The organism is Pseudarthrobacter sp. HLT1-3 (assembly GCF_059383535.1).
In genome coordinates this window covers 109,479-131,822 of record NZ_JBWZCJ010000012.1, presented here as the reverse complement: position 1 = coordinate 131,822, position 22,344 = coordinate 109,479, and the positions used below count along the sequence as shown (strand labels likewise).

Below are 22,344 nucleotides of genomic sequence, written 5' to 3'. Positions count from 1 at the left end.
CGGGAAGGAATAACAAAATCCATCACGGACCTTTCCCCGCCCCGCACGCCAGGCCGCGGGCGACAGCAAACCTGTCACACAAGAGCCTGACACACAGGGAAGTCCCGGCGAACTCGACGTAGCCCGCGACCCCGACGTTGCCAGGCGACCCCGACGTTGCCCGGCGACCCCGGCGCGCCGGGGCGACGGACGTTAGCGCGGCCCGCCCTGCCAGAGCGCAGTGAACGGCGCCCCCGAGGCCAGCCGGTTTCGGATCCCCGCGGTCACAAAGGCCTTGGCGGTGCGTGCGGCCTCCAGTGGCGTCGCGCCCTTGGCCAGCTCCGCGGTAACGGCTGCGGCCAGCGAACAGCCGGCGCCGGACACCGCCACCTCGCCCACCTTCGGGGCCGACAGGACTTCCAGGATCTCGCCGTCGTAGTAGACGTCGACGGCGTCTGGCCCGGCCAGGCGGACTCCGCCTTTGGCGAGCACCGTGGCGCCGCTCAGCTCGTGGATCCGGACGGCGGCGGCCTTGAGCGACTCGAGGTCCGTGATTGCCAGGCCGGAGAGGGACTCGGCCTCGAAGTGGTTCGGCGTGACAAACGTGGCCAGCGGCAGGATCTGCGCCTTCAATGCCTGGTCGGTGTCCAACGCATGCCCCGGCTCCTGGCCCTTGCAGATCAGCACCGGATCCAGCACGACATTGGTGAACGAGGCCGCGGCCAGCGCCGTGGCGACCGTGGCGATGGTCGCCGGGCTGCCCAGCATCCCGATCTTCACGGTGCCCAGCAGGGACGGCGCGCCCGACGCCGCACCGTAGGCCGCCGTCGTCGCCTCAAGCTGGTCGGCGATGACCTGCGGGTCGATCGGGACGAAGCGGTGGTTCCAGTTGTCCTGCGGATCGAAGGAAACGATGCACGTCAGGTTGGCGATGCCGAAGACGCCCAGCTCCTGGAACGTCTTCAGGTCAGCCTGCGCACCGGCGCCGCCGGTCGCTTCGGACCCGGCGATGGTCAGGGCAACGGCGGGGGCGGACGCGGCGTCGGGCGTAACGGCGGTGGGCGAGTCAACTGTGGAAGCCATGGCCCTATCCTGCCATTCCCGGAAAACCGTCCGCATTGTGCGCATGACCAATATGAACAAAACCCAAGTGTGCCGGATCACCAGGAATAGGGTGGCGGACGGTGTTGCTTTCTTGCGGCGCCGAATCCAGGAAGGTTCATTGATGAGCACGCAGCTGTCCGAATCGGCGCAGACGAGAAAAGCCGTCAGCAATATTCTCAAAGGCTCTGCCGGAAACCTCGTGGAGTGGTACGACCTGTATGTCTACACGGTTTTCGCGGCATATTTCCAGTCGCATTTCTTCAATTCCAAGGACGACCTGCAGGCCGGCCTTGAGGCCATGGCCGTCTTCTCGACGTCGTTCCTGATGCGCCCGGTGGGCGCCTGGTTCTTTGGCCGCTATGCCGACCGCAAGGGCCGGAAGGCTGCGCTGACCCTGAGCGTGACGATGATGTCCGCAGGTTCGTTCGCCATCGCGATCCTGCCGACAACGCAGCAGATCGGCGTCTGGGCCCTGGTCCTGCTGATCGTGGTCCGGCTGATCCAGGGCTTCTCCGTGGGCGGCGAATACGGCACCAGCGCCACCTACATGTCCGAGGCCGCCACGTCCAAGCGGCGGGGCTTCTTCTCCAGCTTCCAGTACGTCACGCTGATCGGCGGCCAGATGCTGGCCCTGCTGGTCCTCGTCATTCTGCAGAACACCATGGACAAGTCCGCCCTGACTGAATGGGGCTGGCGGATCCCGTTCGCGATCGGCGGCGTCGCCGCGCTGGTGGTCCTGTGGCTGCGCCGCTCGATGGAGGAAACCGTGTCCGCCGAGCAGGTCGAGGCCGCAAAGGTTCCGGCCGTGGCAGGCGTCGCACAGCCGGGCACGATGAAGCTGCTCTTCACCCAGCACTGGAAGCCGCTGCTGATCTGCATCGGAGTCACCCTCGGCGGCACCGTAGCGTTCTACACGTACACCAACTTCATCCTGAAATTCATGAACGACACGTCCGGCATCGCCAAGACCGACACCTCGGTGATCAACTTCTGGGCGTTGTTCATCTTCATGCTGATGCAGCCGGTCTACGGCATCATTTCCGACAAGGTCGGCCGCAAGCCGCTGCTGCTCTGGTTCGGCATCACCGGCGTGCTGTTCACCTGGCCGCTGCTTTCGACGCTGGCCGGCACCAAGGACCCCCTCACCGCGTTCCTGCTGATGATGGGCGGCCTGCTGATCGTCGGCGGCTACACCTCGATCAACGCCCTCGTGAAGGCCGAGCTGTTCCCGGCCTCCATCCGGGCACTCGGTGTCGGCCTCGGCTACGCGATCGCCAACTCGCTCTTCGGGGGCACCGTCCCGCTGATCGGCGCGGCCCTCCAGAAGGCCGAGCGGGTGGACCTGTTCTTCACCTACGTCACCGTGGCCATCGCCATCTCGCTGGTGGTCTACATCTTCGCCCTGAAGAACAAGAAGTCCACCCACCTGGACCACGAACAGGGACATGCCTGGGAGCCTGCTGAGGCCCCGGTCGTGCCGGGCGACGGCCTTAGGGACGACGACAAGGACCTCGTCGACGCGTCGCGCCGCTAGCGCTGCGGAACCGCCGAACTGGCGGTGCGGGCCGCCGGACCGGCGGTTCGTATGACGACGGCGGGTTGCCGGCTCCGGGACTTCGGTCCGGAAGCCGGCAGCCCGCCGTCGTCGTTCAGGGGGACCGGTTCGGTCGCCGGAAGGCATCCCACTTCCGCAGCCCCTGCCACGGCTTCGGATCGGGGGTGAGAGAATGGAAGCCGGTTCCCGGCGGTCAGCCCGCCAGGACCGTCCAGTGCTAATACAGCCGGCGCCCAGCCAGGTCCTCCTCAAGGACCCGGGACGCCGAGCGAACCACTACGAATGGAACACCCATGACTTCCGCCAAGACTTTGCCGGCCGCCGCGCCGCCGAAATTCGCCTCGATCGGTTCCCCCTACTTCGGCATCCTGCTGGCCGTTATGGCCGTGGTGCTGATCCTCTCCAACATCGGGGCGTCCAAGGGCGTCGCGATCGGCCCGATCATCACCGACGGCGGCTTCTTCCTCTTCCCGTTGGCATACATTCTGGGCGACGTGATCAGCGAGGTTTACGGCTTCAAGGTGGCGCGAAAGGCCATCGTCACCACCTTCGCGCTCTCGGTTTTCGCGTCTCTCTGCTACTGGATCATCATCGCCTTGCCGGGATTCGACGACGACTTCGGCGTCGCCAAGCAGACCGCCCTGGAAGGTGCACTGGGCCCGGTCCCGCAGATTGTGCTCGCGTCACTTCTGGCGTTCCTCGCGGGGCAGACCATCAACGCGTGGATCCTCGTCAAGATGAAGGCGCGATCCGGGGAGAAGTCCCTCTGGGCCCGGATCATGAGTTCCTCGGTCGCCGGAGAGTTCGTTGACACGCTCATTTTCTGCAGCATCGCGGCCTCGGTGATCGGGATTACCGATCTCGCGACGTTCGTGAACTACGTCGTGGTGGGCTTCCTCTACAAGACCCTCGTCGAGTTCCTCTTCGTCCCGGTGACCGCCGGTGCCATCGGCTGGATCAAGAAGCGCGAACCGAGCTACGGGGCGTAGGCTCCCGCCGGACCCGTCGGGCCACCGCGGCGGGGGCCGTGCGTGGGGGCCCCGCGAACTCGACGGCGGGCGGCCCAGCACGCGCCAGCCCTGCACCCACGGAACCTAGGAGTAGTACTGCCCCAGGGTCTCGGCCTTGAACTCGAAGAAGTTGCCGGCCTCGATGGCCAGCCGGGCGTCGTCGACCATCTTCACGACAAAGCGCTCGTTGTGGATCGAGATCAGCGTGGCCGAGACCATTTCCTTGGCCTTGAAAAGGTGGTGGATGTACGCCCGTGAATAGTTCAGGCAGGCGTAGCAGTCGCAGCCTTCCTGGAGCGGGCCGAAGTCGCGCTTGTACCGGGCTCCGGAGAGGTTGTACCGGCCGGTGGGGTGGTAGAACGCCGAATTCCGGGCGACCCGGGTGGGGGAGACGCAGTCAAAGGTGTCCGCGCCGTTCTCGATGGCCGTGAAGATGTCGTCCGGCTCGGAGATGCCGAGCAGGTGCCGGGGTTTGTTCTCCGGCAGTTCCTCGTTGCACCAGCGCACGATCGTGCCCAGGTTTTCCTTCTCCAGGGCGCCGCCGATACCGAAGCCGTCGAAGTTCATCGCGCCGAGGTCGCGGCAGGCTTTGCGGCGCAGGTCCTCGTACTGGGCACCCTGGATCACGCCGAAGAGTGCCTGGTATGGCTTCCCGGCGCGCTCGGACGTGAGCCGGAAGTGCTCGGTGATGCAGCGTTCGGCCCAGCGCCGGGTGCGCTCCAGCGATTCCTCCTGGTAGCCGCGGGAGTTCTGCAGCGTGGTGAGCTCGTCGAAGGCGAACATGATGTCCGCGCCGATCTGGTGCTGGACGTTCATGGAGATCTCGGGGCTGAAGCGGTGCCGGTCGCCGTTGAGGTGGCTCTTGAACCACACGCCCTCCTCGTCCACGTGGGCCAGCCGTTCCTTGCCCGGTGCGACGGCGTCGTCGGGGACCGCGGTATCCGCAACTGGCGCAGTTTTCATGTCGATGACCTTCTTGAACCCCGAGCCCAGGCTCATCACCTGGAACCCGCCCGAGTCGGTGAAGGTGGGGCCGCGCCAGTTCATGAAGGTGCCCAGCCCGCCGGCCTCGTCCAGGATATCGGCGCCGGGCTGCAGGTACAGGTGGTAGGCGTTGGCGAGCACGGCCTGCGCGCCCAGCTCGGCGACGGACTCCGGGAGCACCGATTTGACGGTGGCTTTGGTGCCGACGGCGATGAATGCCGGGGTCTGGATCTCGCCGTGCGGTGTGGTGGTGGTGCCGGTGCGGCCGAGGAACTCCCCGCCGTTCCCAGCCACCTGGACCGCCGACGGCGAGCAGCTCTCGCTCAGGCGTTTGCCCACGCGGAAGGAAAACTCCGACTGCTGGGCCGACAGGAGGGAAGACACGGGTGAATCAGGATTGGCTGGCACCGTTCAAGTGTGCCAGCTAACAGCCTTCAACCCTTAGTGCAGCGGATCGGATGTGGGGTAGTTCTCAGCCCGCCACTTGTCCCAGTGGTTGCGGATGGACTCCAACTGGTGCGCCCCGAGGTCGTAGGTGGAAATGATGACCAGGGACCCGCCTTGGGGCCGGATGTCTTTGATGACCGGCTGGTCCGCCACGATCACCAGGCCGTCTCCGTGCTCCGCGTAGTGGTGGACGGTCAGGCCCACCTGGTGGTTGCTCCGGAACCACACCTTGCCGGAGATTTCCTCGCCCGTGGCCAGAGTGAGCGAGTACGGTTCGCCGGGCTTGGGAACGTCCGAGAGTCCCAGCTGATCAATGGCGGACTCCTCGTTTCCCGGAACGGAGAAGAAGAAGGTCCGGCGCTTGCCGTGCGGATGCCGTTCGAGGGCAAACCGGAGCTGCTGCAGGAAGGTCAGCCAGCCCTGGGTGATGTCCTCGTCCCAGGCCGCCCACTCGGAATTGTGGTCGATGGCCGCCCGCGTCACGCTGACCTCGGTGCCGCCCGGGACCGGTTTCAAGGTAAAGACATCCCCGCCATCGACCACCAGGGACGTGTGGTCGGCGCCTTCGACAACGTTGGGGCCGAAGTAGATCTCGTTGATCTCGGCCGCCTGGTCGTCGGCTTCCCAGCCGTGCCACTGGGCGACCTTGGCGGGTTCACGCAGCATCGTCCAAACCTGCGGCGCGTCGGAATTGATCACAACGCTCAGATTGTTCGTCATGGGGTGAATCTACAACGCCGGGCCGCGAGGGGGTAGGGGGCAAACGCCTCAGGAACGGACAGACTCGAGTTCGTTGCCGATCCGGCGGTCCAGCTCCGGTGCCCCGATGGTTTCCGAGCCGCCGTGGGCGCGCAGGAAGAGCAGTGCCTCGAGCCGCAGGAGCCGCCACTCCCGTTCCGCGTCCGGATTCGAGTTGTCCATCGAGCGGAAGATTTCCTTGTCGTACAGGTTCGGTTCGTTGAGCGAGCGCTGGCGGACCTTGGCGTTGATCCGGGCCTTGAACCGGTCCGTCTCCATGGCTTCGGGGGCGCGGAGGAACTTCTCGTAGACAGCGGCCCGTTCCTCCTGCCCGAGGTGCCGGCAGATGTAGCTGGACAGGGCGAGTGAGGCCTCCACCGACGCCCAGCGTCCGCGGTTGCCGTCGAAGGGCAGCACGTTCAGCAGGTCGGCAACGGCAAGCGCGTTTTCGGGGTCCTTGAGGATGATGAACAGCTCCTGCGCGAGGTCGCTGAGGTCCTTGAGGCAGCTGCCGGACTTGGTATTGATCCCCTTGGCCAGCCGTTCACTGAGCAGCAGCACCCCCACCGAGTCCGGGTGGGCCTCCGCGACTGCCTGCACCACGGACTCGGGTGTGCCCTCGAGGGCGGGGATCAGCGCCAGGTCCGCTTCGCTGGGTCCGGTCACCGCGGGCGGCGCGGGCGGAAGGGGAGGGACGACGACGGCGGCCGCTGCGGCGCCGTCGTCGGTCGCCTGGCGCCCGCCCTGCTCCTTGGCCTCGTTCTGGGCGGCGCCCTCAGCGGGGGCCGGTTCGACGAGCTGCAGCGCGGTGCCGGCGTCCTCGAACGCGGGTGCTGCGACCGCGGGTTCGGCAGCCCCGGTGGCCGTATCCAGGACCAGGACGGTGGAGGCGGCCGCGATCCGGAGACTGCCGCCGCCGGTGAGGGTCGCCAGGACCACGGCTGGAGTGCCGAAATCGTCGGTTTCGACGTCAACGCGCCGGATTTCGGCGGAACGGTTGCCATCGGGCAGGAGCAGATGATGACCGCTCTGCAGAGCTCCAGCCTGTTGTTCGATGTAGTTCGGTGCGGCTGGTGGGTGGGTCATCGGGAATCCTTAAATTCTTTTGCGGTCCGCCCACCAGTCTACAAAGGCGCGCCCCGGAAGTCGGGGACGCACCACAACCTCCGGGCGTCCCGGTGCGTTTTCAGGCCGGCGCGGTGCGGGTCAGTTCCCGACCCCGGCGAAGGCCAGTGCCTGGCGGATCAGGGCACCGCGGCCGCCGCTGAATTCCAGCTGGACATCCGAACTCATGACTTCCTGTGGCGTCATCCAAGTCAGTTCCAGGGCGTCCTGGCGAGGAGAGCATTCGCCGGTGACCGGGATGATGTACGCCAGCGCAACAGCGTGCTGGCGGTCGTCGGTGAATCCCGTGTGGGACGGGGCGGGGAAGTACTCGGCCACTGTGAACGGCACCGGGCTGATGGGCAACTGCGGGAAGGCCAGCGGGCCGAGGTCCTTCTCCATATGGCGCAGCAGGGCCGCTCGGATGGTCTCCCGGTACAGCACCCGGCCGGAGACCAGCGAGCGGATCATGTTGCCGTCCGCATCGGCCTGCAGAAGCGTGCCGACCTCGTTCACAAACCCGAGCGGGTCCAGCCGGACCGGGACGGCCTCGACGTAGACCATGGGCAGCCGGCCGCGCGCCTCGAACAAATCTTCTTCGGAGAGCCAGCCGGGGTTCGGGTCAGGAGTGCGAACATTCATGGTTAAGTTCTACCCCATCCCCGTGGCCGGGGCGTGCTCACCCTCACCCGAGCGACGGTGCTGCGGAAATCCAGAGGGGCCGGCGGGCGGCCACACCGTCCGCATCGGGGTTGGCCACATGCAGGGTCGGGATGGCGGCCTCCTCGATGAGCGCCGCCTCATGTCCCGCCTCGGCCAGACGGTCACAAAGGGCGTTCAGGTCGCCGGCGTATTCGAATCCCAGCCCGGCCTGCCCGCCCGCGGCGCTTGTTCCGAGCATCAGGACGCCGCCGTTTTTGGCCGTGAACGTCTCCGATTCGGCGGTATCGGCGTCTGTGTTGGCGTTGCCGCCGGCGGCGCTGCCTGGAACCGGGCGGGGCGCAGCGCCGATGTCGCGCAGGGTCCGGGCTGCCGCCACTGCGTCCTCGGAGAACCAGACGCCGACGACGGCGAGGCTCGGGTCTGCTTCGGCTGACCCGCCCCAGCTGCCGTCGCTGGCGCGGGTGGCTGGGTCGGCCAGGAAACTGTACCCGTCTGCGGCGGTGATGCGGCAGGAGGGTCCGTGGTCGGCGTCGACGAGTTCCGCGGTGGTGCCGGCTGTCGTGGTGCTGTCAGCCGCGCCGGCTTCCTTGGTCCGCCGGGCGAATTCCTTGAGGTCCCCGACCTCGACGCCGAGGGAAGTGGTGCCGTCCTCAGCGGAGCCGGCCTCGACGAAATGGAGCGCCAGGCGCCCGGATCCGGCGTCGAACTCCCGCCATGTGGGCTCGTCAACAGTCTTGACCAGGCCAAGGTCGGTCAGCAGCCGCTCCCAGGCATCAAGGCGGGAGGTGAAGTGGATCGGGCGGACTCGCAGCATCGTTGCTCCTCGGGTGTGACGGTATCCAGCTCTCAGGGCTATCGTGCCACCAAAGCAGCGCCGGTGGTCAGTGCCGGGGCAGAATGGTGCCATGGCTGTTGAACTCGAGGAACTGCTGGTGAAGGACGCGGACGAGTGGCGTGCCTGGCTGGAACAGCACCATGCGGAGAGCCCCGGTGTGTGGCTGGTGCTGCACAAGAAGGGTGGGGACGTCACGGAGGTGGACTATGAGGCCGCGCTGCAGGAAGCGCTGTGCTTCGGCTGGATCGACGGCCAGGGCCGGCGCCGTGACGGGGGGAGTTCCTTCCAGCGGATGACCCGCCGGGGACCGAAGAGTCTGTGGTCCGCGCGTAACGTGGAGCGGATCGGGCGCCTCGAAGCCGCCGGCAGAATGGCTCCCGCGGGCCGCGCCGCCGTCGAAAGCGCCCAGGCGGACGGCCGCTGGGAAGCCGCTTACTCGGGCGCGGCGACGGCGGAGGTCCCTGAAGACCTCGCCGCCGCCATCGCGGCAGACCCGCGGGCGCAGGCGATGTTCGACGTCCTGACCTCGGTGAACAGGTATGCCCTGATCTACCGCACCAACGGCGTGAAACAGGCCGCCACCCGGGAGAAGAAGATCGCGGGATTCGTCGAGATGCTCGCCCGGCACGAAACGCCGTATCCGCAGACCAAACGCCCGCCGGCACCCTGAACCCCGCCGGCACCCTGAACCCCGCCGGCATCCTGAACCCCGCCGGCGCGGCACGCTGACGCCCGCAACTTAGGCCGGCGGCAGGTCCTCCATCGGGAAGGCCACGGCTTCGCCGACGACGCGGAGGCAGAGCTCCGTGCCGGGGCGGGCGATCGAGGCGTTCCAGTGCCGGATGGTGATGATTTCGCCGCCGCCGGGGTAGCGGTGGTCGGCCACGGCGCCCTCCGCGAGGACGGGCGGAACGGCGAGTTTGAGCCGGACGGTGGTTTCGGGCCCGAAGTAATCGGTGTCCACCACGACGCCGCGGATGGGTCCGTCCTCGGAGATCCGGATCTGTTCCGGCCGCAGCATGAGCTGGACGCGGCCCTGCGCCGGGGGCCGGCGCACGGGGATGCCGCCCAGGGAACAGGTGGCCAGGGAACCCTCCATCCAGGCATCGAGGATCACCGCGTCGCCGAGGAATTCCGCGGTGGCGCGGTCCGCGGGGCGGGTGTAGACGATGAACGGGTTGCCGATCTGCGCCAGCCGTCCGCCGCGCATCACGGCGACCTGGTCCGCGAAGGACAGCGCCTCGCCCTGGTCGTGGGTGACCAGGATGGTGGTGACACCGGCGTCGTGCAGCACCTTGCCGACGGCGCGGCGGGTGGCCACCCGAAGGCCTGCATCCAGGGCGGAGAATGGTTCGTCCAGCAGCATCAGCTCCGGCTCCCGGGCGAGGGCCCGGGCCAGGGCCACGCGCTGCTGCTGCCCGCCGGAGAGCTCGTGCGGGCGGCGTTTGGCCATCGACGGGTCCAGCGACACCATGGCCAGCAGTTCGGCCACCCGGTCCTTGACGCCACGGTGCCCGCCGGCAAGCCCGGCGGCGTCGAGGCCGAACGAAATGTTCTTTCCGACGCTCAGGTGCGGGAAGAGTGCGCCGTCCTGCGCCACGTAGCCGACGTGGCGCTTGTGTGCCGGGACCCAGACGCCGTCGCCGGCGACCTTGGCGCCGTTGAGCGAGATGCTGCCGGTGTCCGGGTGCTCAAAACCGGCGACCAGCCGCAGCAGCGTGGTCTTGCCCGAGCCGGAGGGCCCCACGATCGCGGTCGTGCCGCCCTTCGCTACCGAAAGGTTGACACCCATGAGGACCGCCTGGGAGCCGAAGTTCTTGGTGACGGCATCAATTTCCAGGTGGGTGTTGGTGCTGGTGGCCACGGACGCCGCGACCCGCGGTTCCGGGAGCCGGGAGGGGCTGTGCTGGGTTTCGGTCACTGTCCCGCTGCTTTCTTGGACTGCTGGAAGAGGAGGTAGGTCATCGGTGCCGAAATTATAATCATCAGCAGGGCGTACGGGGCGGCGCCGGCGTAGTCGATTTCGCTGCTCTTGCTCCAGAACTCGGTGGCGAGCGTCCGGGTGCCGTTGGGGGAGAGCAGCAGTGTTGCCGTCAGTTCATTGACGATCGCCAGGAACACCAGCGCTGCGCCGCCCGCGGCGGCGGGGGCGGTGAGCCGCAGCGTGACCCGGAGGAAGGCCAGCAGCGGCGGCTTGCCGAGCGCCTGCGCGGCCTCGTCGAGTTCCTTCGGCGCCTGGGCCAGGCCGGAACGGATGTTGACCAGCGCGCGCGGCAGGAACAGCAGCACGTAGGCCGCGATCAGCAGCGCGGAGGTCTGATAAAGGTCCGGCGCGGCCTTGATGCTGACCGTCACGAACGCCAGGCCCACCACGATCCCCGGCATGGAGCTGGTGATGTAGTTGGACAATTCCAGTGCCTTGCTGAACCAGCTGGGGTGCCGCACGGCCAGGTACGCCATCGGGAACGCGACGACCGTGGTGGCCAGGGCGCCGGTGAGGCCGTACATCAGGGTCTGCAGCAGGGCGGGCAGGAATTCGTCCGCTGCCCAGATGTCCGGGCCGCCGGAGAATATCCAGCGCAGCACGAAGGTCAGCGGCAGCCCGAAGGCCAGCGCGGTGAGCGCGGCCAGAAACAGCTGGGACGGGAGCTGGTAGGCGTGCAACGGCAGACGCAGCGCGCGGGCCTGTGCGCCGGAGCCGATCTTCGCGTACCGGGCGCTGCCGCGGCTGCGCACCTCCACCAGCAGCAGGATCAGGCAGAGGAACACGAGCACGCTGGCCAGCATGTTCCCGGCAGTGCCGTTGAAGGTGGACTGGTACTGCACCATGATCGCGGTGGTGAAGGTGTCGAAGCGGATCATCGCGAAGGCGCCGTATTCGGCGAGCAGGTGCAGGGACACGAGCAGCGCGCCGCCGGTCATCGCAATCCGCAGCTGCGGGAGCACCACGCGGAAGAAAGTACGCCAGGCGCCGAGGCCCAGGGATGCGGCGGACTGCTCGATGGCAGGATCCAGCCGGCTGAGTGTGGCGGCGGCCGGGATGTAGACGAGCGGGAAATAGGACAGCGTGGCGATCAGCACGCCGGACCACAGGCCCTCGAGCGATGGCACCGCGGAAACCCACGCGTAGCTGTTGACGAAGGCGGGGATGGCCAGCGGGGCGGCGAGCAGCACGGCCCACCATTTGTGCCCTTTGAGCTGGGTACGTTCCACTAGCCAGGCGCCGCCGACGCCGAGGATCAGGCAGAGCGGCACAGTGACCAGCATCAGCAGCACCGTGTTGAGCAGCAGCACGCCGACGCGTTCCCGGAAGATTAGTTCCACGGCGGTGTCCCACCCCGTGGCCACCGTCATGACAATGACGTAGCCCAGCGGAATTAGCGCGAAGAGGGCGATCAGGACCGCAAGGACAGCAATTACAGAGACGCCGAGAGGCGGGCGGGGGCGCTTGCCCCGGCCCGCCGTCGTCGGGCCCCCGGTTGTTCCGGGAGCCGCCAGCTTGGTGGTCACGTGGTTAGAGCAGTCCTGCCTTGGTCATCAGCTCGGAGACCTTTGCGGAGTTGAGCTTGGCCGGATCCACGGTGGGCGCCTGCAGTTCCGGCAGCGGGACGAGCTTCTCGTTCGCGGGAACGTCGGAGGCGATGGCGTACTCGAAGGAGGTGCCCTTCTGCAGGACTTCCTGTCCCTTCTTGCCGGTGATGAACTTGACGAAGGCCTGCGCCGCCGCCGCGTTCTTCGAGGACTCCAGCACGCCGCCGCCGGAGACGGACACGAACGCGCCCGGATCCTGGTTCTTGAAGTAGTACGGGGCGACGTTCTTGGAGTTCTCGCCGGTCTTGGCCTGGTCGCCGTAGTAGTAGTAGTGGTAGATCAGGGCGGCGTCGACCTCACCGGCGTTGACCGCCTTCATGGCGGTGCTGTTGCCCTTGTAGGGCTTGGAGTTTGCCTTCATGCCCTTCAGCCACTCCTCGGTGGCTGCTTCGCCCTTGAGCTCGAGCAGGGCGGAGACAATCGCCTGGAAGTCGGCACCGGACGGCGATGCCGCCCATTTGCCCTGCCACTCCGGCTTGGCCAGATCCAGCATGGACTTGGGCAGCTGGTCTTCGGTGAGCTTGGCCTTGTCGTACACCAGCACGGTGGAGCGGGCCGCGATGCCGGTCCACTTGTTGGTGGAGGGGCGGAACTCGGCCGGCACCTGATCGATGGTGGCCTTGTCGATGTCGGCGAAGAGCCCGGCGTTTTCGACCTGGGCCATGGCCGGGGAGTTTTCGGTCAGGAAGACGTCGGCCGGGGAGGCCTTGCCTTCCTGGATGATCTGGTTGGACATCTCGGTGTCCGAGCCCTGGCGCATGGTGACCTTGACGCCGGTTTCCGCGGTGAAGGCGTCCACCCACTCCTTGGTCAGGGATTCGTGCTGGGCGTTGTAGACCGTGATCTCTCCGGAGATCTTGCCGTCAGCGGCGGCGCTGCTGCTGGGGGCCGTGGAGGTGCTGGAGCCACAGGCGGTGAGGCCGAGCGCGGCGGTGGCGGCAAGTGCGATACCTGCCAGCGCGTTGTTGCGGATCTTCATGGGGCTGCTTTCTGCAAGGAATGTGCTGGGAACCCTAAGCCCCTGTGAGCGGGGAAGTTAGGGCATGCTCACTAGGAAAAACTGTAGGTTAGCCAAACCTAAGTCACCAAGTTGGGGGCCCGTTAAGTGACCAGGATCACATCGATTACGAAACTATTGCATGACTTAATTCCCGGCCGGTAGTCCCGGCACCGGTTCTGCCGGGTTCCGCGTCCCCGGCATGCCGGCTATCGACGCCGCGGCTTCCAGGATCAGCCAGGCCTGCAGCTGGGTGGAGAGTTCGACGGCGGATCCCGCCGGGTAGCTGCTGAGCGCCGGCAACTCGGCGTGGGCGGAGAAGATGATCCGGCCCTCCTTGCCCGCCAGCGGCTCCGGGGCGGAGACGATCCGGCGGCCCTCCCAGAACGCCTCGGCGGTGTCGCGCACCAGTGCCGTTGCCTTCGCCCTGGTCCGGGCCGGGAGCCGCCCATCGACCGCGGCCAGGGCGAGGTAGCGGGCCAGGATGCCGGTGAAGAGGCCGCCGTCGCCGCTTCCCTCGCAGCGCAGTATGGTGCCGTGCCCGGGTGTCGGGGCAGGGACGGTGAGGTGCTGTGCAACGGAAGCCACGAGCGAGGCCGCGCGGGCCAGGTTCGCCTCGCCGCCGAGCTCCAGCAGTGCGCCCAGGACGGGGCCCTGGTTGTAGGAGTAGATCGTGCTTTCCAGGACTACCTCGCCGCCGGGTGTGATCCGGAGACCGTCCCGGTACATGCCCTGTTCAGGGTCGAAAAGCCGGGCATCCAGCCAGTCCAGCAGGGCCTGCGCCTTGGCTGCCTGTCCGGTGCGGGCGTAGTAAAGCGCCACCGGGGCCGTGGCCGGAGTGTTCTTGAAATCCCGCTTTTTGCTCCAGAAGGTGCCGCCGCCGAGGTCGTCCGTGGAGGCGGAATCGAACTGCAGCGTGAGGCTCTTCAGGACCCTGGCGTTGCGGCGCCGACCTGCCGCCTTGCGGCTTTGTTCGGCGAGTTTCTCCAGCCGCACGGTGGACAGCGCGAGCCAGGCCATGTCGTCGTAGTAGTTGTTCACGACGGTGAGGAAGTTGCGCAGCCGGATCCCGGTGACCAGCCGGGAGGCGAGCCTGCCCGCGCTGGGACGGTTCTCGCCGTCGAACCGTTTTCCGGGCCGCGTTTCCGTGCCGAGCTCGCGGCGGCCGGTGTCCACCAGACAGTCCAGATAGTGCGCCTGCCACCAGTAATGCCAGGGCCGGGCCAGGTTCTTGAGCCGTCCCGAGGGGCGCACGATCGCGGCGATGTGGGTTCCCGGCAGGAAAAGAAGCCGCTGCCCGAACAGCCTGGTCACGGAACGGGCCGCTTCGTCCGCGCGAAAGGACCAGTCGGGGGCGGCGGAAACATCGGCTGGGCTCATGGTTCCAGCCTAGTAGGGGCGGGGCGGAGGTGCGGAAAGCCCATATTCCAGTTAACATTCACTAACTAATGTTCCCGGTTCGTGACGCTGCACACAGTGTCGTGGGGGCGGTTCCACGTCAAGGAGGATGCATGGACATCAAAGGTACAGTCGCGCTGATTACGGGCGGGGCGTCAGGCCTGGGCGCTGCCACGGCCCGGCGCCTGTTCGACGCCGGCGCCTCCGTGGTGCTGGTGGACCTGCCCGGTTCCGCCGGTGACGCCTTTGCCGCCGAGCTGAACGCCGGGGCCAACGCCGGAGGAAAGACCGGCGGGGAGACCCCCGGGGGCATCCCGCCGGAGCCGGGGAACCGGGCGGTCTTTGTCCCCGCCGACGTCACCAGCGAAGCGGAGGTGCAGGCCGCCGTCGACGCCGCCGTCGACCTCGGCCCGCTGCGGATCGTGGTCAACTGCGCCGGGATCGCCACCCCCGGCAAGGTCCTGGGCCGCGACGGCGTGCTGCCGCTGGAGGCCTTCAGCCGCGTCATCCAGATCAACCTCGTGGGCACGTTCAACGTCATCCGCCTCGCCGCGGCCGCAATGGCCGCGACCGAGCCCGCCGTGACCGCGCTGGGCGGGCCGGAGCGCGGCGTCATCATCAACACCGCCTCCGTCGCCGCATTCGACGGCCAGATCGGCCAGCCGGCCTACGCCGCCTCCAAGGGTGCGGTCCATGCGATGACACTGCCGATCGCCCGCGAACTGGCCCGGTCGCTGATCCGGGTGGTCACCATCGCGCCGGGCATCTTCGAGACGCCCATGATGGCCGGGCTGCCGCAGGAAGCGCAGGATTCCCTCGGCCGGCAGGTGCCGCACCCGTCCCGGCTGGGCCGCCCCGCGGAGTACGCGAACCTGGCCGCGCACATTGTGGACAACGCCATGCTCAACGGCGAGACCATCCGTCTCGACGGCTCGATCCGGATGGGACCGAAGTGATACGGACCGGGCTCGCCGGCTCCGCGGCGCCTGCCGACTCCGTCTCCGGACTGCCGACTGCCGATTTCTTCGACTTCGAGTCGATGCTCAACGACGCGGAACAGGCAAAGCTGGCAGAACTGCGGGAGTTCCTGGCCCGCGAAGTGGCCCCTTTTGCCGGTGAGTGGTGGAACAAGGCCGAATTCCCCGCCCACATCCTGCCGAAGCTTGCCGCGCTGGAGCTCAGCGCGCCGGCCCAGCGCGGCTACAGCCATCTGTTCGCCGGGCTGGTCATCGCCGAGATGACCCGGGTGGACACCTCGCTGGCGACGTTTTTCCTGGTCCACCACGACCTTTTTGTCGAATCGCTTTACGGCTTCGGCTCCGACGAACAGAAGGCGCGCCTGCTCGAGGACGCCGCAAACCTCCGGACCACCGGCGCGTTCGCGCTGACCGAGCCGGAGCATGGTTCCGACGTGGCAGGCGGCATGGAGACCGTCGCGCGGCGCGTTCCCGGCGGAGCGCCCGACGGCGGCGACACCTGGGTCCTCAACGGTGCCAAGCGCTGGATCGGCAACGGGACGTTCTGCGACTACCTGCTCGTGTGGGCCCGCGACGAGGCCGGCGGGGCCATCCGCGGCTTCATCGTGGACGCGACCCTGCCCGGTGTGAGCCGGAGCCGGATCGAGAACAAGATCGCACTGCGCACGGTGCAGAACGCGGACATTGTCTTCACGGATGTGCAGGTGGCCGAGTCGGACCGCTTCGCCGGGATCAACAGCTTCGAGGACACCAACGAGCTGCTGCGCGGCTCGCGGATCATGGTCGCCTGGCAGGGTGTGGGCCAGCAACTGGCTGCATTCGACGTCGCACGGCAGTACGCCGTCGAACGCCAGCAGTTCGGGCGGCCGCTGGCGAAATTCCAGCTGGTCCAGCAGCAGCTGGTGACGATGCTCGGCAACGCCGTGGCGAGCATGGGGATGATGGTCCGGATCGCGCAGCTGCAGGAGCGCGGCACTGCGGACATGCCGCAGGTGGCGCTGGCGAAGTCCTACGTGAGCGCCCGGATGCGCGAGAGCGTGGCGATGGGCCGGTCCCTGCTGGGCGGCAACGGGATCGTCACCGACTACCGGATGGCCAAGATCTTCGCCGACGCCGAGGCGATCTACACCTACGAGGGGTCGTTCGAGATCAACACGCTGATCGTGGGCCGGGCCGTGACCGGGGTGTCCGCGATCGTCTAGAAGACCGCTTTTGGAAGAGCGCGTCTAGAAGAGCGCTGGCTCCTTCTCGCCGGCCTCGATCCGGTAGTCCAGGCTGTTGTTCTTCACCGGCATGGGGCAGGTGCCGTACGGGGAGAAGGCGCTGGGGTAGTTGATGGCCCGGTTGAAATCCAGGATGACCGTCCGGTTCCCCAGCGCGTCGACGCGGGGCCGGGCGGTGGAGACCTTCCGCCACTCGGCTGTTGCCATGTCCGGCGGGGCTGCCCCGTTGGTCTCATCGTGGAACGTCACCGTCAGGGCGCCGAGTTTTTCCTCCTCGGCCTGCAGGTGGAACTCGTGGTCCTTGCCGGGCAGCCGAAACACCAGCTCGCCGACCGATCGGTGCACCCCGTCGACCAGCGGGTTGGCGGTGCCGATCGGGACGTCCACGGGCTCCGGATATGGGATGAACTTGGCTTCGACCGCCAGGTCCGGCCGGTAGTCGAAGGTGGGGACGCCGTCGAAGTCCGTGAACACGGGCGACTGGGAGTCCCGGGTGCGGAGGGCATACTTGCCGGCCCGCATAGCGAGTTCCACCACAACCTGCCGGCCGTCGCTGCCGCCGTACTGGACCCAGAGTAGCGATTCCTCGTCGGAGAGTGTTGCGCTGATGGTGCCGTCGACGGGCTGGCCGGTTTCCACGAGCGTCAGTCCGTCCGCCGCAGCGGCGGTGAGGAACGCCGTCGTGCCGTCCGAGGACCAGAGCCCGGGGACGAGTTCGACGGCGGCCGGCCGGTTCTCCAGCCACTGGAACGACGTCAGGGTCAGCCAACCGTACTCGCCGGCCAGGGCCGCGTTGCGGCTGGTCCGGAAACGCTGCCAGCGGGCGAGCAGGGCGTCAGGATTGGTGGGCGAAGTGTTCACGGGTTCCTTCCCAGGCTTGCGGCCACGAGTTGCGCAGCGGTCTCGCGGGCGGCGAGGGCCGCCGCCGGGTCGGCGTCGAGCACGCCGCTGGCCAGGCCGCCGTCGAGCACCAGGGTGAGGCTGCGGGCGAGCCGGTCCGGGTCGCCGGCCCCGGCCTGGGCCGCGAGGTCCCGGATCCAGGCCCGGATGTGCTCCTTGTGCGCCACGGTCCGGGCGTGGACGCGGGTTCCGGAGGCAGACTCGGCGGCGGCGTTGATGAAGGCGCAGCCGCGGTAGCCGTCGCGGCGGCAGGCGTTGGCCAGGGCGTCGAACAACCCGACGAGCCGGGCCGCGGGGTCGGGACCGGCGGCTTCCGCAGCGGCGTGCAGCTGCCCGGTCCAGATGCCGTCGACCTTCTCCAGATAGGCCAGGATCAGCTCGTCCTTGGCCGGAAAGTACTTGTAGAACGTGGCCTTGGCGACCCCGGATTCGGCGATGATCGTGTCGATGCCTGCCGCCCGGAACCCCTGCGCATAGAACAAACGGAAGGCCGTGGCGAGGATCTTGTCCCTGGCCTGGCCGGCGGGAGTGCGGGCGGCCGGCGGTGCTTTGGCTGCTGGCGGCGTCATGGTTCCATCGTACACAGACAAGTCTGTCTATGGTTGTAGTAGACAGGTCTGTCTGATATCGTCCTCTTATCAGTAGACCGACCTGTCTACCTGTGGCGGTGGTAGCAGGCCTCGGGTTGCAGCAGGCCGCCGGTTGCAACAAGGAATGAGGACACCATGAGGATTGCAGTGATGGGAACCGGAAGCGTTGGCCCCACGATCGCCGGAGCCCTGGCTGAGCTGGGGCACGACGTGGTGGTCGGCACGCGCGATCCACAGGCGACGCTGGCCCGGACCGAGCCTGGTGTGACGGGCGGACCAGCCTTCGCGGCCTGGCATGCGGCGCACAGCAGCGTCGGGGTTGCCACTTTCGCGGACGCCGCTGCCGGGGCGGAGCTCGTCATCAATGCCACCAACGGTGCAGGTTCCCTCGGGGCGCTGACCGCAGCGGGAGCGGAAAACCTGGCAGGCAAGGTGCTTATCGACATCGCGAACCCGCTGGACTTCTCCCGCGGGTTTCCGCCGTCGTTGAGCCCGGTGAACACCGACAGCCTCGGCGAGCAGATCCAGCGCGCCTTTCCCGATGCCCGAGTGGTCAAGACCCTCAACACCATGACCGCCAGTGTGATGGTGGATCCGGCGGCCGTGGCCGGGGGCGACCATTCAGTCTTCGTCTCCGGAAACGACGCGGGCGCCAAGGAGACCGTGGCCGCCCTGCTCAAGGAATTCGGACACCGGGACATCATCGATCTGGGCGACATCACCACCGCCCGCGGCGCCGAAATGATCCTGCCTCTCTGGGTGCGGCTCTGGGGCGCAATGGGCACCGGCGCGTTCAATTTCAAAGTCGCCCGGTAGGCCTTCACGGGTAGGCCTTCACGGGTGGGTGCCTGGCTGGGCGGGTGCCGGCTGGGCGGGTGCCGGCGCGCGTACGCTGGTCGCATGGCTCTTGAAATCCTCGGGACCGTTCTCGTCTGCGTCGCGGTGATCGTCGGCTTCACGTTGGCGGGGATGTCAGCGCTGCGGCGGGGCGGGAACCCGAAAGGTGCCACCGGCACCCTCGGCAGCGTGCTGGGCATGATGGATCCCGCGACCGGCGCTCCCGCCCGACAGGAGGCGGCCGCGGCCCGGGAGGAGCTCAAGCAGCAGCGGCACGAAGCCAGCGAGTCCGGCAGCGGCCCGGACCACAGCGACCCCTACAGCGGCCGGATCAACTTGCCTGCCAGGGCAGCCGCGGAGGCACCCGCAACTGCACCCGCGGCGGCACCTGCGAAACCGACCGCGGACGCACCTGCGGAGCCCCAAGTCAAGGGCCCCGACACTATCTGAGACGGATTCCGCTGCCGCCCGGCCTCCGGGTAGCATCCTGTAGGAAGAACGTAACCCGGCTCACAGTATCCAGCGCAGTGTACGAGCCAAGTCCCTTCGAGAGATAGTTTCCATGGCTGACACTGCAATGAATTCCGGCACCGACCTCGCCTCCGAACTGCGCGCCGACGTCCGCCGCGTGTCCACCCTCCTCGGCGAATCCCTGGTCCGCCAGCACGGTCCCGAGCTCCTGGACCTGGTCGAGCAGGTGCGTCTGCTGACCAAGGAATCCAAGGAAGCCGCCCGCGGCGGCGCGCACGCCACCGGGCCGTGGAGCTCGTACGACGTCGTGGCCCAGGTCCGCGAACTGCTCGGCTCCCTGCCGCTCGAGCAGGCTACCGACCTGGTCCGTGCCTTCGCGTTCTACTTCCACCTGGCCAACGCCGCCGAGCAGGTGCACCGGGTCCGCGGGCTGCGGAACCGGGAGGAAAAGGACGGCTGGTTGGCCAAAGCCGTCACCGACATTGCGGCCCAGGCCGGTCCCTCGGTTCTGCAGGAAGTCGTGAACGAACTCGACGTCCGGCCCGTCTTCACCGCGCACCCCACCGAGGCCTCCCGCCGCTCCGTGCTGGACAAGGTCCGCCGGCTCTCCGATATCCTGGCCGAGAGCACTGCGGAGGGCACGTCCGCGCGCCGCCGCCAGGACCGCCAGCTTGCCGAAGTGATCGACCAGATGTGGCAGACGGACGAACTCCGCCAGGTCCGCCCCACCCCGGTGGACGAGGCCCGCAATGCGGTCTACTACCTCACCGGCATCCTGGGCGACGCGCTGCCGGAGATGCTCTCGGACCTCTCCGAGCTGCTCGGCGAGCACGGCGTCACCCTCCCCGCGGAGAGGGCACCCATCCGCTTCGGCTCCTGGATCGGCGGCGACCGGGACGGCAACCCCAACGTGACCGCCGCGGTTACCCGTGAAATCCTGCAGATCCAGAACCAGCATGCCGTCCGGATCAGCATCGGCCTGATCGACGGGCTGATCTCCATCCTGTCCAATTCGACGGCGCTCGCAGGGGCGGACCAGGAGCTGCTGGACTCGATCGACGTTGACCTCGAGAACCTCCCGGGACTGGACCGCCGGGTCCTTGAACTCAACGCCCAGGAGCCCTACCGGCTCAAGCTGACCTGCATCAAGGCCAAGCTGCTGAACACCGTCCGGCGCGTTGCGGCCGGGTCGGCGCACGAGCCGGGCCGGGACTACACTGCCACCGCGGAGCTTCTCGCCGAACTCGGCCTGCTGGACCGCTCGCTCCGGCACCACCACGCCGCGCTCGCCGCCGACGGCGCCCTGGCCAGGGTCCGGCGCACCATCGCCTCCTTCGGCCTGCACCTTGCCACCCTGGACATCCGCGAACACGCAGACCACCACCACGACGCCGTCGGGCAGCTGATGGACCGGCTCGGCGGACCCGGTGTCCGGTACGCGGAACTGAGCCGTTCCGAGCGGCTCGAGGTGCTCGGTTCGGAGCTCGCCTCGCGGCGACCGCTGTCCGGCCACCCGGTCAAGCTCGACGGCGTCGCCGACGGCACCTACGACGTCTTCCGCGAGATCCGGCGGGCCCTGCGCACGTACGGTCCGGACGTCATCGAGACGTACATCATCTCGATGACCCGCGGCGCGGACGACGTCCTGGCCGCGGCAGTGCTGGCCCGCGAGGCGGGGCTGGTCAGCCTCTTCGGCGAAGCCCCGTATGCCAGGATCGGCTTCGCGCCGCTCCTGGAAACCGTGGAGGAACTGCGGGTCTCGGCCGAAATCGTGGACCAGTTGCTCTCCGATCCCTCCTACCGGGAGCTGGTCCGGCTGCGCGGTGACGTGCAGGAAATCATGCTCGGCTACTCGGACTCCAACAAGGAATCCGGCGTGATGACCAGCCAGTGGGAGATCCACAAAACCCAGCGCAAACTCCGCGACATCGCAGCGAAGCACGGTGTCCGGGTGCGCCTGTTCCACGGCCGCGGCGGCTCGGTCGGCCGCGGCGGCGGGCCGACCTACGACGCCATCATGGCGCAGCCGAACGGGGTGATGGAAGGCGAAATCAAGTTCACCGAACAGGGCGAGGTCATTTCGGACAAGTACTCGCTGCCCGAGCTCGCCCGCGAGAACCTGGAGCTCTCGCTCGCGGCGGTGATGCAGGGGTCCGCGCTGCACCGCACGCCGCGCACCTCGGAGGACCAGCGCGAACGCTACGGCCACGTCATGGAGGCCATTTCCGACGCCGCCTTCGCCCGGTACCGGACCCTGATCGATAACCCGGACCTGCCGGCGTACTTTATGGCGTCCACCCCGGTGGAACAGCTGGGCTCCCTCAACATCGGCTCCCGGCCGTCCAAGCGCCCCGATTCCGGCGCCGGACTCGAAGGCCTGCGGGCCATCCCGTGGGTGTTCGGCTGGACGCAGTCGCGGCAGATTGTTCCGGGCTGGTTCGGGGTGGGATCCGGGCTGAAGGCTGCCCGAGAGGCCGGCCATTCGGCGGAGCTGGTGGAGATGATCGACGGCTGGCACTTCTTCCGGTCGGTTCTCTCCAACGTGGAAATGACGCTCGCGAAGACGGACATGGACATCGCCGGATACTACGTCTCCACGCTGGTTCCCGAGGAGCTGCACCACCTGTTCGGTGCGATCAGGGCCGAATTCGAGCTGACCGTCGCCGAGATCCAGAACCTGACCGGCGAGGAGCTGCTGCTCGACGCGCAGCCGACCTTGAAGCGTTCCCTGGAGATCCGGGACCAGTACCTGGACCCGATCAGCTACCTCCAGGTGGAACTGCTGCGCCGCATCCGTTCCGAGGCCGGGGCCGGGGCCGGGGAGAGCATGCCCAACGCCGAGATCGACGACCGCCTCCAGCGGGCCATGCTCATCACGGTCAACGGCGTGGCGGCAGGCCTGCGCAACACCGGCTGATCCGCGCCGCGGGGCCTTCAGCGG

20 protein-coding genes are annotated in these 22,344 nt (G+C 67.8%); 8 read left to right on the top strand and 12 right to left on the bottom strand.

The window, feature by feature from the left end; all coding sequences use genetic code 11:
• Window positions 1-192: 192 nt before the first annotated feature.
• Window positions 193-1,062, bottom strand: coding sequence for a hydroxymethylpyrimidine/phosphomethylpyrimidine kinase (locus AC50X9_RS12320; protein WP_494893993.1), 870 nt, complete (start codon window positions 1,060-1,062; stop codon window positions 193-195).
• A 142-nt stretch (window positions 1,063-1,204) separates the two neighbouring features.
• On the opposite strand from AC50X9_RS12320, the gene AC50X9_RS12315 reads away from it, so the two are divergent.
• Window positions 1,205-2,617 (top strand): MFS transporter, encoded by a 1,413-nt coding sequence (locus AC50X9_RS12315; RefSeq protein WP_494893991.1) that lies wholly within the window; start codon window positions 1,205-1,207, stop codon window positions 2,615-2,617.
• A 314-nt stretch (window positions 2,618-2,931) separates the two neighbouring features.
• Window positions 2,932-3,627: a queuosine precursor transporter gene (locus tag AC50X9_RS12310; RefSeq protein ID WP_494893988.1), complete on the top strand. Its 696-nt coding sequence runs from the start codon at window positions 2,932-2,934 to the stop codon at window positions 3,625-3,627.
• A 105-nt stretch (window positions 3,628-3,732) separates the two neighbouring features.
• Here the strand turns inward: AC50X9_RS12310 and tgt are convergent, their stop codons facing one another.
• From tgt to AC50X9_RS12285, 5 genes are all read right to left on the bottom strand, one after another.
• Window positions 3,733-5,040, bottom strand: coding sequence for a tRNA guanosine(34) transglycosylase Tgt (gene tgt, locus AC50X9_RS12305; RefSeq protein WP_494893986.1), 1,308 nt, complete (start codon window positions 5,038-5,040; stop codon window positions 3,733-3,735).
• Window positions 5,041-5,073: 33 nt separating this feature from the next.
• On the bottom strand, window positions 5,074-5,799 hold the full coding sequence (locus tag AC50X9_RS12300) for an SRPBCC family protein (RefSeq protein WP_494893984.1): 726 nt from the start codon (window positions 5,797-5,799) through the stop codon (window positions 5,074-5,076).
• A gap of 48 nt (window positions 5,800-5,847) precedes the next feature.
• Window positions 5,848-6,903 (bottom strand): DUF6707 family protein, encoded by a 1,056-nt coding sequence (locus tag AC50X9_RS12295; protein WP_494893981.1) that lies wholly within the window; start codon window positions 6,901-6,903, stop codon window positions 5,848-5,850.
• A 120-nt stretch (window positions 6,904-7,023) separates the two neighbouring features.
• Window positions 7,024-7,563 (bottom strand): NUDIX hydrolase family protein, encoded by a 540-nt coding sequence (locus AC50X9_RS12290; RefSeq protein ID WP_494893979.1) that lies wholly within the window; start codon window positions 7,561-7,563, stop codon window positions 7,024-7,026.
• A gap of 43 nt (window positions 7,564-7,606) precedes the next feature.
• Window positions 7,607-8,398 (bottom strand): VOC family protein, encoded by a 792-nt coding sequence (locus AC50X9_RS12285; protein WP_494893977.1) that lies wholly within the window; start codon window positions 8,396-8,398, stop codon window positions 7,607-7,609.
• 91 nt (window positions 8,399-8,489) lie between these two features.
• Here AC50X9_RS12285 and AC50X9_RS12280 point away from each other — a divergent pair, with 91 nt between their 5' ends.
• Window positions 8,490-9,089, top strand: a complete 600-nt coding sequence (locus AC50X9_RS12280; protein WP_494893975.1) for a YdeI/OmpD-associated family protein — start codon at window positions 8,490-8,492, stop codon at window positions 9,087-9,089.
• A 69-nt stretch (window positions 9,090-9,158) separates the two neighbouring features.
• Here AC50X9_RS12280 and AC50X9_RS12275 read toward each other — a convergent pair whose 3' ends face one another.
• The 4 genes from AC50X9_RS12275 to AC50X9_RS12260 form a co-directional block, all read right to left on the bottom strand.
• Window positions 9,159-10,340, bottom strand: coding sequence for an ABC transporter ATP-binding protein (locus tag AC50X9_RS12275; RefSeq protein WP_494893973.1), 1,182 nt, complete (start codon window positions 10,338-10,340; stop codon window positions 9,159-9,161).
• Complete coding sequence (locus AC50X9_RS12270; protein WP_494893971.1) at window positions 10,337-11,929, bottom strand: ABC transporter permease; 1,593 nt, start codon at window positions 11,927-11,929, stop codon at window positions 10,337-10,339. Before AC50X9_RS12270 ends, AC50X9_RS12275 begins: the two co-directional genes overlap by 4 nt.
• A 4-nt stretch (window positions 11,930-11,933) precedes the next feature.
• Entirely contained in the window at window positions 11,934-12,989 is a 1,056-nt protein-coding gene (locus AC50X9_RS12265) for an iron ABC transporter substrate-binding protein (RefSeq protein ID WP_494893969.1), read from the bottom strand.
• A 165-nt stretch (window positions 12,990-13,154) separates the two neighbouring features.
• The gene (locus AC50X9_RS12260) at window positions 13,155-14,387 is read right to left on the bottom strand and encodes a glycoside hydrolase family 76 protein (protein WP_494893967.1); all 1,233 of its coding nucleotides are present in this window, start codon (window positions 14,385-14,387) and stop codon (window positions 13,155-13,157) included.
• A gap of 131 nt (window positions 14,388-14,518) precedes the next feature.
• Between AC50X9_RS12260 and AC50X9_RS12255 the strand changes: the two genes are divergently transcribed.
• Together AC50X9_RS12255 and AC50X9_RS12250 are read left to right on the top strand one after the other, a co-directional pair.
• The gene (locus tag AC50X9_RS12255) at window positions 14,519-15,361 is read left to right on the top strand and encodes an SDR family NAD(P)-dependent oxidoreductase (protein WP_494893965.1); all 843 of its coding nucleotides are present in this window, start codon (window positions 14,519-14,521) and stop codon (window positions 15,359-15,361) included.
• 83 nt (window positions 15,362-15,444) lie between these two features.
• Window positions 15,445-16,584, top strand: coding sequence for an acyl-CoA dehydrogenase family protein (locus AC50X9_RS12250; RefSeq protein ID WP_494894003.1), 1,140 nt, complete (start codon window positions 15,445-15,447; stop codon window positions 16,582-16,584).
• Window positions 16,585-16,608: 24 nt separating this feature from the next.
• On the opposite strand, the gene AC50X9_RS12245 is transcribed toward AC50X9_RS12250, so the two are convergent.
• Together AC50X9_RS12245 and AC50X9_RS12240 are read right to left on the bottom strand one after the other, a co-directional pair.
• Window positions 16,609-17,466 carry a DUF1684 domain-containing protein gene (locus AC50X9_RS12245; RefSeq protein ID WP_494893963.1) on the bottom strand — a complete coding sequence of 286 codons (858 nt, stop codon included), beginning with the start codon at window positions 17,464-17,466 and terminating at the stop codon, window positions 16,609-16,611.
• Window positions 17,463-18,074, bottom strand: coding sequence for a TetR/AcrR family transcriptional regulator (locus tag AC50X9_RS12240; RefSeq protein ID WP_494893961.1), 612 nt, complete (start codon window positions 18,072-18,074; stop codon window positions 17,463-17,465). Before AC50X9_RS12240 ends, AC50X9_RS12245 begins: the two co-directional genes overlap by 4 nt.
• Before the next feature lie 156 nt (window positions 18,075-18,230).
• Here AC50X9_RS12240 and AC50X9_RS12235 point away from each other — a divergent pair, with 156 nt between their 5' ends.
• From AC50X9_RS12235 to ppc, 3 genes are all read left to right on the top strand, one after another.
• Window positions 18,231-18,911, top strand: a complete 681-nt coding sequence (locus AC50X9_RS12235) for an NADPH-dependent F420 reductase (protein ID WP_494893959.1) — start codon at window positions 18,231-18,233, stop codon at window positions 18,909-18,911.
• 84 nt (window positions 18,912-18,995) lie between these two features.
• A complete protein-coding gene (locus tag AC50X9_RS12230; RefSeq protein WP_494893957.1) occupies window positions 18,996-19,382 on the top strand; it encodes a hypothetical protein in 387 nt (128 codons plus the stop codon).
• Between the two features lie 112 nt (window positions 19,383-19,494).
• A complete protein-coding gene (gene ppc, locus AC50X9_RS12225; RefSeq protein WP_494893955.1) occupies window positions 19,495-22,320 on the top strand; it encodes a phosphoenolpyruvate carboxylase in 2,826 nt (941 codons plus the stop codon).
• Window positions 22,321-22,344: the final 24 nt, after the last annotated feature.

What these genes read in the sequence shown, in the direction of transcription:
- AC50X9_RS12230 (WP_494893957.1), top strand. Translation starts at nt 18,996, where the DNA reads ATGGCTCTTGAAATCCTCGGGACCGTTCTCGTCTGCGTCGCGGTGATC.
- AC50X9_RS12255 (WP_494893965.1), top strand. Translation starts at nt 14,519, where the DNA reads ATGGACATCAAAGGTACAGTCGCGCTGATTACGGGCGGGGCGTCAGGC.
- AC50X9_RS12320 (WP_494893993.1), bottom strand. Translation starts at nt 1,062, where the DNA reads ATGGCTTCCACAGTTGACTCGCCCACCGCCGTTACGCCCGACGCCGCG.
- AC50X9_RS12285 (WP_494893977.1), bottom strand. Translation starts at nt 8,398, where the DNA reads ATGCTGCGAGTCCGCCCGATCCACTTCACCTCCCGCCTTGATGCCTGG.
- AC50X9_RS12265 (WP_494893969.1), bottom strand. Translation starts at nt 12,989, where the DNA reads ATGAAGATCCGCAACAACGCGCTGGCAGGTATCGCACTTGCCGCCACC.
- ppc (WP_494893955.1), top strand. Translation starts at nt 19,495, where the DNA reads ATGGCTGACACTGCAATGAATTCCGGCACCGACCTCGCCTCCGAACTG.
- AC50X9_RS12315 (WP_494893991.1), top strand. Translation starts at nt 1,205, where the DNA reads ATGAGCACGCAGCTGTCCGAATCGGCGCAGACGAGAAAAGCCGTCAGC.
- AC50X9_RS12235 (WP_494893959.1), top strand. Translation starts at nt 18,231, where the DNA reads ATGAGGATTGCAGTGATGGGAACCGGAAGCGTTGGCCCCACGATCGCC.
- AC50X9_RS12280 (WP_494893975.1), top strand. Translation starts at nt 8,490, where the DNA reads ATGGCTGTTGAACTCGAGGAACTGCTGGTGAAGGACGCGGACGAGTGG.
- AC50X9_RS12295 (WP_494893981.1), bottom strand. Translation starts at nt 6,903, where the DNA reads ATGACCCACCCACCAGCCGCACCGAACTACATCGAACAACAGGCTGGA.
- AC50X9_RS12250 (WP_494894003.1), top strand. Translation starts at nt 15,445, where the DNA reads ATGCTCAACGACGCGGAACAGGCAAAGCTGGCAGAACTGCGGGAGTTC.
- AC50X9_RS12310 (WP_494893988.1), top strand. Translation starts at nt 2,932, where the DNA reads ATGACTTCCGCCAAGACTTTGCCGGCCGCCGCGCCGCCGAAATTCGCC.
- AC50X9_RS12260 (WP_494893967.1), bottom strand. Translation starts at nt 14,387, where the DNA reads ATGAGCCCAGCCGATGTTTCCGCCGCCCCCGACTGGTCCTTTCGCGCG.
- AC50X9_RS12240 (WP_494893961.1), bottom strand. Translation starts at nt 18,074, where the DNA reads ATGACGCCGCCAGCAGCCAAAGCACCGCCGGCCGCCCGCACTCCCGCC.
- AC50X9_RS12290 (WP_494893979.1), bottom strand. Translation starts at nt 7,563, where the DNA reads ATGAATGTTCGCACTCCTGACCCGAACCCCGGCTGGCTCTCCGAAGAA.
- AC50X9_RS12300 (WP_494893984.1), bottom strand. Translation starts at nt 5,799, where the DNA reads ATGACGAACAATCTGAGCGTTGTGATCAATTCCGACGCGCCGCAGGTT.